At 68.2% G+C, this 14,080-nt stretch carries 14 protein-coding genes; 5 read left to right on the forward strand and 9 right to left on the reverse strand.

All coding sequences use genetic code 11. The features are described 5' to 3' along the window. Positions 1-9: 9 nt before the first annotated feature. Genes AWC16_RS08855 through AWC16_RS08875 form a run of 5 tightly spaced genes read right to left on the reverse strand, consistent with a single transcriptional unit; the run spans position 10 to position 5,014 of the window. On the reverse strand, positions 10-624 hold the full coding sequence (locus tag AWC16_RS08855) for a TetR/AcrR family transcriptional regulator (RefSeq protein WP_085264381.1): 615 nt from the start codon (positions 622-624) through the stop codon (positions 10-12). A 7-nt stretch (positions 625-631) separates the two neighbouring features. Further along, positions 632-1,537: a hydroxymethylglutaryl-CoA lyase gene (locus AWC16_RS08860; protein ID WP_085264382.1), complete on the reverse strand. Its 906-nt coding sequence runs from the start codon at positions 1,535-1,537 to the stop codon at positions 632-634. Continuing rightward, positions 1,534-2,742: a CaiB/BaiF CoA transferase family protein gene (locus AWC16_RS08865; RefSeq protein ID WP_085264383.1), complete on the reverse strand. Its 1,209-nt coding sequence runs from the start codon at positions 2,740-2,742 to the stop codon at positions 1,534-1,536. Before AWC16_RS08865 ends, AWC16_RS08860 begins: the two co-directional genes overlap by 4 nt. Continuing rightward, positions 2,739-3,923 carry an alpha/beta hydrolase family protein gene (locus tag AWC16_RS08870; protein WP_085264384.1) on the reverse strand — a complete coding sequence of 395 codons (1,185 nt, stop codon included), beginning with the start codon at positions 3,921-3,923 and terminating at the stop codon, positions 2,739-2,741. The genes AWC16_RS08865 and AWC16_RS08870 overlap by 4 nt, the downstream gene beginning before the upstream one ends. After that, a complete protein-coding gene (locus AWC16_RS08875) occupies positions 3,920-5,014 on the reverse strand; it encodes a homogentisate 1,2-dioxygenase (RefSeq protein WP_085264385.1) in 1,095 nt (364 codons plus the stop codon). The genes AWC16_RS08870 and AWC16_RS08875 overlap by 4 nt, the downstream gene beginning before the upstream one ends. Positions 5,015-5,156: 142 nt before the next feature. On the opposite strand from AWC16_RS08875, the gene AWC16_RS08880 reads away from it, so the two are divergent. Then, on the forward strand, positions 5,157-5,957 hold the full coding sequence (locus AWC16_RS08880; protein WP_234812182.1) for a peptidoglycan recognition protein family protein: 801 nt from the start codon (positions 5,157-5,159) through the stop codon (positions 5,955-5,957). An 81-nt stretch (positions 5,958-6,038) separates the two neighbouring features. Here AWC16_RS08880 and AWC16_RS08885 read toward each other — a convergent pair whose 3' ends face one another. The 3 genes from AWC16_RS08885 to hisN all read right to left on the reverse strand — a co-directional run bounded on the left by AWC16_RS08885 (position 6,039) and on the right by hisN (position 9,617). Further along, positions 6,039-7,247, reverse strand: a complete 1,209-nt coding sequence (locus AWC16_RS08885; RefSeq protein WP_085264387.1) for an acyl-CoA dehydrogenase family protein — start codon at positions 7,245-7,247, stop codon at positions 6,039-6,041. A gap of 49 nt (positions 7,248-7,296) precedes the next feature. Then, positions 7,297-8,694, reverse strand: coding sequence for an acyl-CoA dehydrogenase family protein (locus tag AWC16_RS08890; RefSeq protein ID WP_085264388.1), 1,398 nt, complete (start codon positions 8,692-8,694; stop codon positions 7,297-7,299). 110 nt (positions 8,695-8,804) lie between these two features. Continuing rightward, positions 8,805-9,617, reverse strand: coding sequence for a histidinol-phosphatase (gene hisN, locus AWC16_RS08895; RefSeq protein WP_085264389.1), 813 nt, complete (start codon positions 9,615-9,617; stop codon positions 8,805-8,807). Between the two features lie 23 nt (positions 9,618-9,640). Between hisN and AWC16_RS08900 the strand changes: the two genes are divergently transcribed. Continuing rightward, on the forward strand, positions 9,641-9,970 hold the full coding sequence (locus AWC16_RS08900) for a hypothetical protein (protein WP_085264390.1): 330 nt from the start codon (positions 9,641-9,643) through the stop codon (positions 9,968-9,970). Here the strand turns inward: AWC16_RS08900 and AWC16_RS08905 are convergent. Further along, a complete protein-coding gene (locus tag AWC16_RS08905) occupies positions 9,956-11,419 on the reverse strand; it encodes an FAD-dependent oxidoreductase (protein ID WP_085264391.1) in 1,464 nt (487 codons plus the stop codon). The genes AWC16_RS08900 and AWC16_RS08905 overlap by 15 nt on opposite strands. 96 nt (positions 11,420-11,515) lie before the next feature. On the opposite strand from AWC16_RS08905, the gene prfB reads away from it, so the two are divergent. Genes prfB through AWC16_RS08920 form a run of 3 tightly spaced genes read left to right on the forward strand, consistent with a single transcriptional unit; the run spans position 11,516 to position 14,077 of the window. Beyond that, a complete protein-coding gene (prfB, locus tag AWC16_RS08910; RefSeq protein WP_085264392.1) occupies positions 11,516-12,631 on the forward strand; it encodes a peptide chain release factor 2 in 1,116 nt (371 codons plus the stop codon). A 4-nt stretch (positions 12,632-12,635) separates the two neighbouring features. After that, on the forward strand, positions 12,636-13,538 hold the full coding sequence (locus AWC16_RS08915) for a mechanosensitive ion channel family protein (RefSeq protein ID WP_085264393.1): 903 nt from the start codon (positions 12,636-12,638) through the stop codon (positions 13,536-13,538). 8 nt (positions 13,539-13,546) lie between these two features. After that, the gene (locus AWC16_RS08920) at positions 13,547-14,077 is read left to right on the forward strand and encodes an Rv3103c family proline-rich protein (protein WP_085264552.1); all 531 of its coding nucleotides are present in this window, start codon (positions 13,547-13,549) and stop codon (positions 14,075-14,077) included. Positions 14,078-14,080: the final 3 nt, after the last annotated feature.

The raw sequence follows: 14,080 nt of genomic DNA on the forward strand, positions 1-14,080 counted from the left end.
TGTCGGTGCTCAACAGCCGTACAGGGTCTTTCTCCAGATCGTCGACAACGTCGTGATGGCGTCGCTGTCGCTGATTCGCCAGCCCGGCCCTGAGGGGCCGACGAAGACGACGGTGAAGTTCTCGAACAGCAACGCGATGGCTGCTGCGATGTGGTCGGGGTCGAGGTCCAGACCGTGGCCCTGCTGCTGGGCGCGCCGGACCGAAGCGGCCACGATCTCCATGCCGAACCGGCGGAATTCGTTCTGCAGCGCGGCGAATCGCGCACTGGTCGCGGCCAGCTGCGCAACCCCGATCATCACGCCGATGTTCTGCTTGAACATGCTCCAGTAGGCGCTGACCACCGAGGTGAAGAACTCGGTGTCCTGTGGGGAGTCCGGCAGCCGCATCTTCAGCCCCGACGGCTCCACCACGTCGGTCAGAAACGACTCCGCCAGCGCGGCCAGCAGATCCTCCTTGTCGCTGAAATACCGGTACAGCACGGCCGTGGACTTACCGGCCGTGGATGTGATGTCGGCCAGCGTGGTGCCGTGAAAACCGCGTTCGGCAAACAGTTCCCGGGCGGCCTGCTCGATCGCCCCGCGGGTTTGGCGCCCTTTCGTGCTGAGCTCACGCTGGCTTGTCATCGCCTGTTCAGGCCCGCTTCCGGTCCCCGGCGGCCAGCAGCGCGCTGGGCAGTCCGTGCCCGACGACCGAACTGGCCACCCCGGCCGCGGCGATCGCGGCATCCAGGTCGATCCCGGTGTCGATGCCGCAGTCACCGAGCAGGTAGGCCAGGTCCTCGGTGGCGATATTGCCGGTGGCTCCAGGGGCGAACGGGCACCCGCCCAGGCCGCCGGCCGAGGCGTCGAGCCGGGTGATGCCCGCCTGAACCGCTGCGTAGGCGCAGGCCAGCCCCGCGCCGCGGGTGTTGTGGAAGTGCGCCCCCAGCGGGATGTCGCCGATGATCGGCTGTACCGCCGCGATCAGGTCGGTGACCCGCCGGGGCGTGGCGGTACCGATGGTGTCGGCGATGGCCAGCCGGTCGACCCCGAACGCTCTCGCCGACTCGGCGATCTCGGTGACGCGCTGTGGCGGTGTCGGCCCGTCGAAGGGGCAGTCCCACGAGGTGGCGATGATGATCTCGACCGACGCGCCGGCCTCATGGGCGATCCCGGCGATGTCGGAGATGGCGGAGACGGCCTCCGCGGTGACCCGGCCGACGTTGCGGGTACTGAACGTGTCCGAGGCACACACCACGTACTCGATCGACTTCAGGCCGGCGGCCACCGCCCGGGCGGCGCCACCGGGGCTGGCGACCAGCGCGGAGAATTCGAGGTCGGGGTATCGCCACAGTTCGGCGGCGAGTTCGGCGGCGTCGGCCAGTGCCGGAACCTTGGTCGGTGAGACGAACGAGGTCACCTCGACCTCGCGCACTCCGGTGGCGGCGATCGCGGCCAACAGTTCGAGCTTGGCGCTCAACGGGATCGGCTGCTCGATCTGTAGTCCGTCGCGCAGCGCCACTTCGCGGATGGTGACCTGGGCGGGCAGTGTGCTCACAGCACCCCCTCGGTGCGCAGGGCCGCCAACTCCGCGGCGGTCTTCTTCAGCAGGCCGGTGTAGACCTCGTCGTTGTGCTGGCCGGGCCGGGCCGAGCCGGCGTTGCGGATTCCGCCCGGCGTTTCGGAGAGCACCGGGATGATCCCGGGGCCCAGCACCGTGCGCTCGGCGCCTTCGTCCCAGTGCGCGGCGAGCATGCCGCGGGCCCGCAGCTGCGGGTCGTTGACCACCTCGGCGACGGTGTTGATCGGCCCGGCGATCACCCCGGCGTCGCTCAGCGTCGCGATGATGTCCTCGGGTGCTCGCTGCGCGGCCCACTTCCCGATGATGGTGTCCAGTTCGTCCTGGTTGCGGCCGCGCGCACCGTGATCGGCGAACCGCGGGTCGGTCGCCAGCTCCGGTTGGCCCATGGCCGCGCACAGCCGGGCGAACACGCTGTCCTGGTTGGCGGCGATCACCACCCAGCTGCCGTCGGCCGCCTGGTAGATGTTTGACGGGGCGATGCCTTCCAGGCGGGTGCCCGACGGCCCGCGCACCACACCTCCGACGTCGTAGTCGGGGATGGTGGATTCCTGGATGGCCAAGCAGGATTCGGTCAGGGCGACATCGACCACCTGGCCCTCGCCGGTGACCGTGCGCCGGTACAGGGCGGCGAGCGCGCCTTGCGCGGCGAACATCCCGGCCAGGCTGTCACCGAGGGACAGCGCCAGCCGCGGCGGTGGACCGCCCGCAAAGCCGTTCATGTGCCGCAGCCCGCTGGCCGCCTCGGCGACCGAGGCGTAGCCGGCCTTGTGCGCGTCCGGTCCGGTCTGTCCGTACCCGGAGACCCGCACCAGGATGATGCCTTTGTTGCGTTGCCGCAGCGCATCGAATCCCAGTCCCCAGCGCTCCAGGGTGCCGGGCCGGAAGTTCTCCACGACGATGTCGGTTTGCTCGATGAGTTCCAGGAACAGTTCCCGGCCCCGCTCGGCGCGCAGGTCCAGGGTGACGGCCTTCTTGTTGCGGGCGTGCACGGTCCAGAAGAAGTGGTGCCCGTCGACTTCGGCCTGCCCCCAGGTGCGCAACGGGTCGGGTTTGCCGGGCAGCTCGACTTTGATGACCTCGGCGCCCATGTCGCCGAGCAGTCGCCCGGCGAACGGCCCGGAGATCAGCGTGCCGAGCTCAAGGACACGGATGCCGTCGAGCGCGCCCGTGGGTGTGGTCATGCCGACGAGCCTACGAAATCGTGCTCGGCCAGCCAATCACTGACGATCTGCACGGCCTGTCGCAGCGCATCACGCTGGTCGGGACCGGCGTAATAGTGGTTGGCGCCGGGGATTTCATGCATCTCCTTGTCGCCGGTGCCGATCGCCTCGAAGAGCCGGCGGGTGTGGCTGGGGGTGCAGGCGTCGTCGGCCATGTTGCCGATCACCAGCGTGGGCACCGTGATGTCGTTGCCGCAGTCCACCCCGTCAGCATGGGCGTCGTCGTAGCTCCACTGCGACAGCCAACTGCGCAGCGTGCAGAACCGCGCCAGGCCGACCGGGCCCATGTTCACCACCTGCGGATCCCCCAGATAGCAGCTACCCGGCGTGCGGTCGTTGGGGTCCACCGCCGGATCCAGCCAGCGTGGGTCGGCCATGGTCCCGTGCACCACGAACGCGAACTCATCCTCGGGACGCCCCGCCGCCTTGAGCTCGGCCAGCTTCGCCTTGACCCAGGCGGTGATCCGGCGATTCCGGTCGATCTGGGCGGCCCGGTAGCGGTCCAGGAATTCCGCGCTGTACGGCGGCTGGTTGGGGTTGTCCGGGTTGTAGAGATCCAGCTCCGGATCGCGGTTCGCCGGATCGGACTCGTCGAGAATCGACGCGTCCAGCCATTCGGTCAGGGTGCCGTGCCGGCTGATGTGGGCGGCCAGCAGCAGCACACCGTCGGCCGGGATCAGGTTGAGCTTGGTCAGATCCGGTCCGTCCCCGGACGGGCTCGCCGTCACCGTCGGATGCTGCGCCTGCTGCTGGTAGAACAGCGACAGTGAGCCGCCGCCGCTCCATCCGGCCAGCACCACTTTGGAATAACCGAGTCGGTTCTTGGCGTCTTTGATGCATTCGCCGAGGTCTTCGACCACCTTCTCCATCAGCAGCGCCGAGTCGGTGCCGCGGAATCGGCTGTTGCAGTAGATGACGTGGTGCCTGGCGCGGGCCAGTGCGTTGACCATCGGCAGGTACGCGCCGCCACCGATGGGATGCATGAACACCAGCACGGTGTCACTCGGGGTGTTCTTCGGCCGCAGCAGGTAGCTCTCCAGCACCACCAGCTCGGCGACGCCGCCGTAGACGTCGCGGACGCCCGAATTGTTCTGGTAGGCAATCAGGTAGGGGATTCGCTCGTAGTCGTGCTTGGTGATCATGCGTGTTGTCCTAGGTCGGCGGCGAGAACTTCCGGTGACGGGGTGAGGCGGCGTCGGGTGTCGATGGCGATGACCTGCCAGTCCACCCGCTGATAGTCGTCGAACTTGCGGCGCGCCCGCTCGCGGGCCTTCTCCGGCGCGCCGTGGTGCACGCCCTGCGGGGCGTGGCTGATCAGGCCGGGTGGCATCGGGATCCCGTACAGCGATCCGCCGTGGAAGAACGCGATCTCGTCGTAGTCGACGTTGCGGTGATACCACGGCGTGCGTTCGGTGCCCGGCACCGTTTCGGCGGGCTTGGGCAGAAAGTTCATCACGTACACCCCGGTGGCCTGCATGAACAGGTGCACCGTCGGGGGCAGGTGCACGCTGTCCGACGTCACCACGTTGTAGTCGGCGATGTTGAAGGAGAAGGCGAAGTTGTCCCCGCGCCAGCCTTCTACGTCGATCGGATTATGTTGGTAGTACAGCCTTGTCGGGCCACCCCGATGGATCAACCGGACCTCGTAGCGGTCTCGCCCGTCATCTTCGATGGGGGCGGGTTCGGGGATCACCACCAGCGACGGGTCGAACGGGAAGTGCCGGCCCAGCGGTCCCGGCGGGGGCAACCGGAACTCGTCGGTGGCCTCGATCATCAGCAACGTCGTCTCCGACGCGGGAAGCTGTCGCCAGGTGGTCGCCTTGGGCAGATACAGCCAGTCGCCTTCGCGGTAGTCCAGCGGCCCGAACTCGGTCTCCAACCGGCCAGCCCCGGTGTGCACGAAGCAGAGCAGGTCGCCGTCGACATAGCGGACGTGAAACGGCATCTCGGCCGAGCGTCGAGACAGCGAGATCCGGCAGTCGGCGTTGTCGAACAGCCGCAGCGGATGGCCCGCCGGGTCGGTGGCGTCCGCCGGTTGCAGCTGTGCGGCGAGCACGTCGACGGGCCGCAGCGGGCCTTCGGCTCGGTAGGCGGTGGGGTCGTGGCGCCGGTACATGTTCGCGGTACGCCCGCTGAAGCCACCCCGGCCCAGCTCGTCGTCTTTGAGGCCGTCGAGGTCGGCATGTATGCGGCGCGGAGTGGTGCCTTTGCGCAGGTGGACGAAGGATTCCATCGGCGACTCCCGGTGATCGGACCAAAAAAGTAAAAGTGACTTTACTTTTTGTTTCGGTCGGAGGCAAGAGTTGCTGTGGCGCCTGTACTCGCCACGCCAACCGCAGGGTTCAGCAGTGCCTGCCGCCGTATCGTGTGACGTCATGGACCCGAGTCGACGACGGCTGCTGCAACTGGCTGGGGCGTCAGGGCTGGCCATGGCAGTCGGCGCATGTTCGGACCGGACGACGGCCCAGCGTGGCGCTGAATCCGGAACCGCACCGAATCCCGTTCCGTCGCCGGAGTCCGGTGCGCCGACCGAAGCGGTCGCGGAACCCCCTGCCGTGGCGCCGCCCACCGTCGAGCCGATTCTGACCTCCGGGGTGCTGCTGTGCCGCGACGCTTGGGGCGCGCGGCCCGCGCTGCCCGGTGGGCGGCCCCACACCATAAGCCGGATGACGATCCACCATTCCGGCGTCGTGCTGAGTGACAACCGGACTATCGCCGAGCGTTTCCGCCAGCACCAGCGATACCACCAAGACGAGAAGGGCTGGATCGACATCGCCTACCACGTGGGAATCGACCTTGGCGGCAACATCTTCGAGCTGCGGGACACCGGCCTGGTCGGCGACACCGCGACCGACTACGACCCGACCGGGCACTTCCTTCTGCTGTGCGAAGGAAATTTCGACGAGCAGGACGTTCCGGAGGCGCAACTCGACAGCGCCGCACTCGTATTGGCGTGGGCGGCACAACACTTCCAGATCGGCACCGACACCCTGGCCGGTCACCGGGACATGACGTCGGAAACCACCTGCCCGGGTGCGGGCCTGCAAGCCCACGTCGCCTCCGGCGAGCTCAGGCGCCGGGTGGACGACCTCGTGAGTCGCGGCCCGGTTGGGCTGCAGCGCGTATGCAGCCACGAGGCGGCGGCGATCATGGCCGCCATCGCGGCCGGTCGGTAGCAGACGCCAGGTCTCCGCGAGCAGACACAGAATCGCACCTCGCGGCATCCGCGGGTGCGATTCTGTGTCTGCTCGGCAGTCCTACTTGAGCTCGGACGAACTCAGGCCCAGCAGCCGGCGGGCCACCACCAGCAGCTGGATCTGCTGGGTGCCCTCGAAGATGTCCAGAATCTTCGAGTCGCGGCTCCACTTCTCCAGCAGTGTCTGCTCGGAATAGCCCAGGGTGCCGGCCATTTCGACGGCCTTGAGGGTGATGTCGCTGGCTACCCGGCCGGCTTTGGCCTTGCCCATCGACGCCTCTTTGGAGTTGGGGATGCTGTTGTCGGCCTGCCACGCCGAGCGCAGCGTCAGCAGGTTTGCCGACTCCCAGTCGGCCTCCATGCGCAGGAACTCGGCGGCCGGTGCGCTCTGGGCGTGCGCCGGCTTGTCGTAGGAGACCTTGATGCCGGCGTCGGCGAGCATCTTGCGCAGCTCTTCGAGTGCGGCGCGAGCCACCCCGACGGCCATCGCGGCCACGATCGGCCGGGTGTTGTCGAAGGTCTCCATGACCCCCGAGAAGCTCTTCTCGGTGTTGATCTCCGGGCTGCCGAGCAGGTTGTCCTTGGGGATGCGGGCATTGTCGAACCGGATCACCGCGGTGTCGGAGGCCTTGATGCCGAGCTTGTGCTCCAGGCGTTCGACGATCACGCCCGGGTGCTCGCGCGGCACGACGAACGACTTGATCGCCGCACGCCCCAGCGCCTTGTCCAGCGTGGCCCACACCACGATGTGGGTGCATCGCGAACCGGCGGTGACGAAGATCTTCTCGCCGTTGATGACGTACTCGTCGCCGTCCAGGGTGGCCGTCGTGGTGACCGCCGCGGAGTCGGAGCCGAAGCTCGGCTCGGTGATCGCCATCGCGGCCCACACCTTGCCCAGCCGTGCGAGCTGTTCATCGGTGGCCACACCGGAGATCGCCGCGTTACCCAGGCCCTGGTAGGGCACCGACAGCATTAAAGCGACGTCGCCCCAGCTCATCTCGAGCACCTGCAGCATCGCGGCCATGTTGGCCCCGTTACGGTTCCCGGACTGCTCGCCGGTGTCGCGGAAGGCCTCGGCGCCGGCCATCGCGTTGCCGCCGGTACCCGATACTCCGTCGAACAGGGTTTCCAGGGTGTCCAGCTCAACGGGGTATGCGTGCTCGCGCGAGTCGTACTTGCGCGAGATGGGGCGCAGCATCTCGGCGGCCCCGGCATGGGTCATCTCAATGACTTCCTGCAGCTTGCGGGGCAGTTCCAGATTGATTGCCATGATCAGACTTTCGTGTTCGCAGCAGAGTTTGCTTGATGGCTCAGATGACTCAGATGACCACGACGCCCTCGGCGACGCCGAGTGCCCGCAGATCCCGGTACCAGCGCTCGACCGGGTGCTCCTTGGTGTAGCCGTGGCCGCCGAGCAGCTGCACCCCGTCCAGGCCGATCTGCATGCCCTTGTCGGTGGCGATCCGCTTGGCCAGCGCGGCTTCCCGGATGAAGGGCAGGCCCTGCTCGCAGCGCGACGCGCCGCGCCAGGTGAGCAGCCGCAGCCCGTCGAGCTCGATGGCGATGTTGGCGCACATGAATGCCACCGACTGGCGGTTGGCGATCGGCTCGCCGAACGCTTCGCGCTCCTTGATGTAGGGCATCACGTGGTCGAGCACGGCGTGACTGGTACCGACCGCCAGCGCGGCCCAGCCCAACCGGGACAGCGCGATGGCCTGTGAATAGTCGGCGTCGCCGGCGGCGTCCTCGCCCAGTCGGGCGTTCAGCGGCACCGATACCTTGTTCAGTTCGATCTGGCCCAGGGCTGCGGCCCGAATGCCCATGCTGGGGTCGGCCTTGACGGTCAGGCCCGGTGCGGAGGATTCGACGATGAACAGGGCCGGCTTGCCGTTCAGCTGGGCGGCCACGATGAACAGTTCCGCGTCGGCGGCGGCCGGGACCAACGACTTCACGCCGTCCAGCCGGTAGCCGCTGGGCGTGCGCACCGCGGTGGTCTTGAGGTTGGTCGGGTCGAACAGCGGATGCGGCTCGACGATCGCCACGCAGGCCTGCGGGACGTTCTCGCCGGCGAACTCGGGCAGGTAGGTGGCCTGCTGGTCGGCGCTGCCCCAGTGGGTCAATGCCGAAGCCACGCCGCCGGGGGCCAGAATCGGCAGCGCCAGGCCCATGTCGCCGTAGGCCAGCGCCTCGGCGACCAGCACGTTGGTGACTGCGGAACGGTGTGCGGCGATCCCGTCGAAGTCCTCCGGGATGTTGATCGCCGTGATGCCGAGCTCCGTGGCCTTGCCGAGTAGCTCGCGGGGGTAGTCCAGGGCTTCGTCGGCGTCGTGAGCCGCCGGACGCAGCAGTTCCGCCGCGAACTCCTCGACGGTGTCGATGATCATCTGCTGGTCGTCATCGGGGGTCAGGTCGAAGTAGTCTGCGCCGCCCCCGCGGGCGCCGAGCCGAGTCGGCGCCTTGCCCAGGCCCTGGACCTTCTTGAATTGGCGGGTGGATGCGCCGGCGACGGAGAAGACGGTCTTCACGCCGTAGTTCAAACTCCGGTTGAGCGGGTCCCGCAGCCGGTAGCGGTCCAGAAACTCCCGGCTGACCAGCGGAGTCACCAGCGCCAGCGCAGCCGCGATCGGGGTGCGCTTGTGCGGGTCGGACCCGACGCCGCTGGCTCGGCTGTTCAGGCGGACCTTCGAGCCGTTGGTGGCGGGGGCGATATCAGTCATGTCAAAGCCTCACTCGATGGGAAGGTATCGATGACAGCACCTTACTCCGAAGTAAGATGACTCGACAGTAAGGTGTGACGAAGTCCTCAGCGCCCCCGCCGGGCGCCGGACTACTCCGTGGTCAGGGTGGCCAGCACCTGCGCGTGCAGCGCGGGGTTGGCGGCCACCGCGCTCCCGCCGTGCGGCCCCGATGCGCCGGACAGGTCGGTGAAGATTCCGCCCGCCTCACGCACCAGCACGTCGATCGCGGCCAGGTCCCACACCGACACCGCCGGCTCGATGGCGATGTCCACAGCGCCCTCGGCGAGCAAGCAGTACGCCCAGAAATCGCCGTAGGAGCGCGCCCGCCACACCGACTCGGTCAGCCCCAGGAACTGTTCCCGGAGACCGCGCAGCGCCCAGGTCGTCAGACCGGCGAAGGTCAGGCTGGCCGACTCGACATCAGCCACCGAGGACACCGACAGCCGTCGTGCCGGGGCGTCGCCGACGGACCCGAACGCGCCCTGGCCGCGCGCCGCCCACCAGCGCCGGTGCAGCGCCGGCGCGCTGACCGCCCCGAGGATCGGCACGCCGTCTTCGAGCAACGCGATCAGGGTGGCCCAGACCGGAACCCCGCGCACGAAGTTCTTGGTGCCGTCGATCGGGTCGATGATCCATTGCCGTCCGGAGAACGTGGCGGTGCCGCCGAATTCCTCGCCCAGGATCTGGTCCTCGGGTCGCTCGGCGGCCAGCACCTCGCGCAGTGCGGTCTCGACCGCCTGATCGGCATCGGTCACCGGAGTCAGATCCGGCTTGGTGTCGACCCGAAGGTCGAGCGCACCGAACCGCGCCAGGGTGATCGCATCGGCACGGTCGGCCAGGGCCAGTGCCAGGGTGAGGTCCGCTTGGAGAGGTGAGTCGAGATTGTCTTTGCTCTGCGCCATGGCAGAAGTCCTACCATGACCGGATGTGGGAGATCTGGGCACTGCTGTTGCTGCTGGCGATCCTGGCGGCGTTCGTGGCGCCGCGGTTCATCCGGCCGGGGCCGGGTGGGGGAGCGCAAGAGGGCACGGTGTTGATCACCGGTGTCAGCCCGCGGCCTGACGCCACCGGCCTGCAGTACGTCACCATCACCGGCGTCCTGCACGGTCCCACGATCGATGAGCATGAGGTCTACCAACGGCTGGCGGTCGATGTCGGCAATTGGCCGAGCATCGGCGATCTGCTGCCGGTGGTGTATTCGCCGCGCAACCCGGACAACTGGAATCTGGTGCCCCCGTCGTCACCGCGAGAGTGAATCGGCCGACGTCGCGTCGGCGTGTTGCGTCGTCAGATTCCCACTCGCGGTCGCATCACACTCGGGGCAGGGCTCGGCCGCATCCGACCCGTGTCCGATCCGCAGCATCTCGGCGACGCTGACCACCTTGACCCGGGGCCGGCCGTGCGGCTCTCCGGTCGAGCGCTCGTGGGCGTCGATCAGCTGCCAGTGTTCGGCGGTGACCAGCTCGGGCTGGCGGGACAGCAGCCAGCGGTGCAGCTGCGTCTCGTAGTCGGCGTCGACGTCGGGGAGGTCGGTGGCGGCCAGATCGGCGGCCAGCGTGTCGACGGTGGCCTGTGAGTCGCTCTTGTTGGAACCGATCACCCCGGACGGTCCGCGCTTGATCCAACCGACCACGTACTGGTTGCTGGTGCCTTCGATGCGCCCGTCGGTGTGCGGAATGGTGCAGCTGCGCTCGTCGAACGGCAATCCCGGCATCGGGACGCCGCGGTAGCCGACCGAGCGCACCACCAGCTGGGTCGCCAGCACCTCGCGCTCACCGGTGTCGTGCGCGCTGACCCGGCCGTTCTCGTCGGTCACCAACTCGTTGCGTCCCAGCACGATTTCCTCGACCCGCCCGTTGCCGCGGATCTCGATCGGAGAGGTGCAGAACCGGAACACGATCCGGCGATGGGCCGGGCGGATCTCGCGTCCAACATAGGTGCGCAGCACCTTGACGTTCTGCTTGGGGTGCTTGGCGGCCGCCTCGACGTCCTCATCGGTGATCCCGGCGAACTCGGCGGCGTCGATCACCACGTCGACATCGTCGAGACCCTTGAGATCGCCGAGTTCGCGCAGTTCCGGGCTGGTGAACGTGGCCTGCAGCGGGCCGCGCCGGCCGACGATCACCACCTCTTCGACGCCGCGCGGGCCGAGCACGTCCAGTGCGTGGTCGGCGATGTCGGTGCGGCGCAGTTCGTCGGGCTGGCTGACCAGGATGCGGGCGACGTCCAGGGCCACATTGCCGTTGCCGACGACGATGGCCCGCTTGCAGCTCAGGTCGGGTGCGTGGTCGGCGAAGTGCGGATGTGCGTTGTACCAGCCGACGAAGTCCACCGCGGCGACGCTGCCGGGAAGATCCTCCCCGGGGATGCCCAGGTGCCGGTTCGACTGCGCACCGATCGCGTAGATCACCGCGTCATAGCGTTCGGCCAGTTCCGCCGGCTGGACATGCTCGCCGACGGTGACGTTGCCGTAGAACCGGAAACGGGGATCGGCCGCGGTCTTCTCGAACTGCGCGCTGATCGACTTGATCTTCGGGTGATCCGGCGCCACGCCAGAGCGCACCAGGCCCCACGGCGTCGGCAGCATCTCCAGCATGTCGACACGCACGTCCACCTCGCCGCCCGCAGCCAGCTTGAGCAGCGATGCCGCGGCGAAATACCCAGATGGACCGGAGCCCACGATCGCGACGTGGTAGGGCCGCATCCTCGAACCTTCTTTCCTGTCGGAAGTCGTGCATGCACCCGCGTAACCCCGATGCTAGAGGTCGAACACCGACGGCCGCCGGTAACCTCGATAAACGTGGAACCTGACCGCCAGCCCGACATCGCCGCCCTCGACGCCACCCTGACCACGGTGGAGCGGGTGCTAGACGTCGACGGACTGCGCAGCCGCATCGACAAACTCGAGCACGAGGCGTCCGACCCGAACCTCTGGGACGACCAGACTCGCGCCCAGCGGGTGACCAGCGAGTTGTCACACGCCCAGGGCGAACTGCGCCGGGTCGAGGACCTGCGCCGCCGCCTCGATGACCTGCCGGTGCTCTACGAGCTGGCCGCCGAGGAAGAAGGCGCGGCCGGAGCCGACGCGCTGGCCGAAGCCGACGCCGAGCTCGCCTCGCTGAGGGCCGACGTCGAGGCCATGGAGGTCCGCACACTGCTGTCCGGCGAGTACGACGAGCGCGAGGCGCTGGTCACGATCCGCTCCGGTGCGGGCGGCGTGGATGCCGCGGACTGGGCCGAGATGCTGATGCGGATGTACATCCGCTGGGCCGAGCAGCACAAGTACGGCGTCGAGGTGTTCGACACCTCCTACGCCGAAGAGGCCGGGATCAAGAGCGCCACATTCGCGGTGCACGCACCCTTCGCCTACGGCACGCTCTCGGTGGAGCAGGGCACTCACCGGCTGGTGCGGATCAGCCCGTTCGACAACCAGAGCAGACGGCAGACGTCGTTCGCCGAGGTCGAGGTGCTGCCCGTGGTGGAGACCACCGACCACATCGACATCCCCGAGGGCGACGTCCGCGTCGACGTCTACCGTTCCAGCGGACCCGGCGGACAGTCGGTGAACACCACCGACTCCGCGGTGCGGCTGACCCATATCCCCACCGGGATCGTCGTCACCTGCCAGAACGAGAAGTCCCAGTTGCAGAACAAGGTCTCGGCGATGCGGGTGCTGCAGGCGAAGTTGTTGGAGCGCAAGCGTTCCGAGGAACGCGCCGAGCTCGACGCGCTCAAGGGTGACGGCGGCAGCTCGTGGGGCAACCAGATGCGCTCTTACGTGCTGCACCCCTACCAGATGGTCAAAGACCTGCGCACCGAGTTCGAGGTCGGCAACCCCGCCGCGGTGCTCGACGGCGACATCGACGGATTCCTGGAGGCCGGAATCCGTTGGCGTAACAGGCCGGAAGGCGACTGAGCTGATGATTTTGGCCTTCTCGCCGGGACAGCGCTGGCACGATTTGTGGCGCGGTCAGATCGGCGAGTGGGTGCTGACCAAGGGATTGCGGATCATCCTCCTGCTGATCGCGGCGGTGCTGGCATCCCGGTTCATCAACTGGGCCGCACGCCGGATCACCCGCCGGCTGGAACGCGGCTTCCAGGCCGGTGATGCGCTGGTGCGCTCGGAGGCCTCCAAGCATCGCCAGGCGGTCGCTTCGGTGATCTCCTGGGTGTCGGTGGTGCTGCTGTGTGTGGTGGTGGCCGTGCAGATCACCGGGATCCTCGACATCCCGGTCGGATCACTGGTGGGCCCGGCCGCCGTGCTGGGTGGCGCATTGGGTTTCGGCGCCCAGAAGCTGGTCCAGGATCTGTTGAGCGGGTTCTTCATCATCACCGAAAAGCAGTACGGCTTCGGCGATCTGGTGCAGCTGTCCATGACCGGGGCGCTGACCGAGGCGCTCGGGACCGTCGAGGAGGTGACGTTGCGGGTGACCAAGCTGCGCACCCCCAACGGCGAGGTCTACACCGTCCCCAACGGCAACATCGTGCGGTCGCTGAACCTGTCCAAGGACTGGGCCCGCGCCGTCGTCGACATCCCGGTACCCACCAGCGCCGACCTGACCCGGGTCAACGAGGTATTGCACCAGGTGTGCGAGCACGCCCGCGAGGCCGACGCCCCGCTGCGGGACCTGCTGCTGGACCAGCCCTCGATGATGGGGGTGGAGAGCCTCGAGGTCGGTGTCGTCAACCTGCGGATGGTGGCCCGCACCCTGCCCGGCAAGCAGTTCGAAGTGGGACGCCGACTGCGGGTCCAGGTGGTGCGGGCGCTGGCATCGGTCGGTGTCGTCACCGCCGGTGAGGTGAAGCCGGTGGAGACACCGTGAAGCTCTGGGTGGGAAAGCCTGATGACCGGCCGGAGCGGCCGGGCGGTGGGGGATGGCACTGGCCGTCGCATCTGTTCGGCGGTCGTGTCCGGACCTCCACCGTGGTGCTGATCATCGCGTTCGTCGCGGTGTGGTGGGTCTACGACACCTATCGGGAGGAGTCGACGCCGCCCGCCGCGCCGCAGGTGGTGCCGCCGGGCTTCATCCCCGACCCGGCCTACACCTGGGTGCCGCGCACCAGGGTGCAGCAGCCGCAGGCGCCCACCGAGACTCCCACTCCCACCCCGACGCCGACGACGACCGAGGAACCGACCCCGACCGAATCGCCGACCAGCGAACCGTCGAGCCCGACACCGGTCCCGGGGTTCCCGTTCTGTCCACCGCTGTGCCCGCCGCCGGACCCGACCCCGTCGGAGCAGCCTGAGCACAGCACCCCGTCGCCCTCACCATCGGCCCAGCCCACACCATCGGCGCCCCCGTCCACGGCGCCGACCGGCGCGCCGACGTCCCCGCCCGGTCCTGGCACGCCGCACGGTTAAACT

The sequence above is a fragment of the Mycolicibacter longobardus genome, from assembly GCF_002102265.1.
In the GTDB taxonomy this organism is placed as follows: Bacteria; Actinomycetota; Actinomycetes; order Mycobacteriales; family Mycobacteriaceae; genus Mycobacterium; species Mycobacterium longobardum.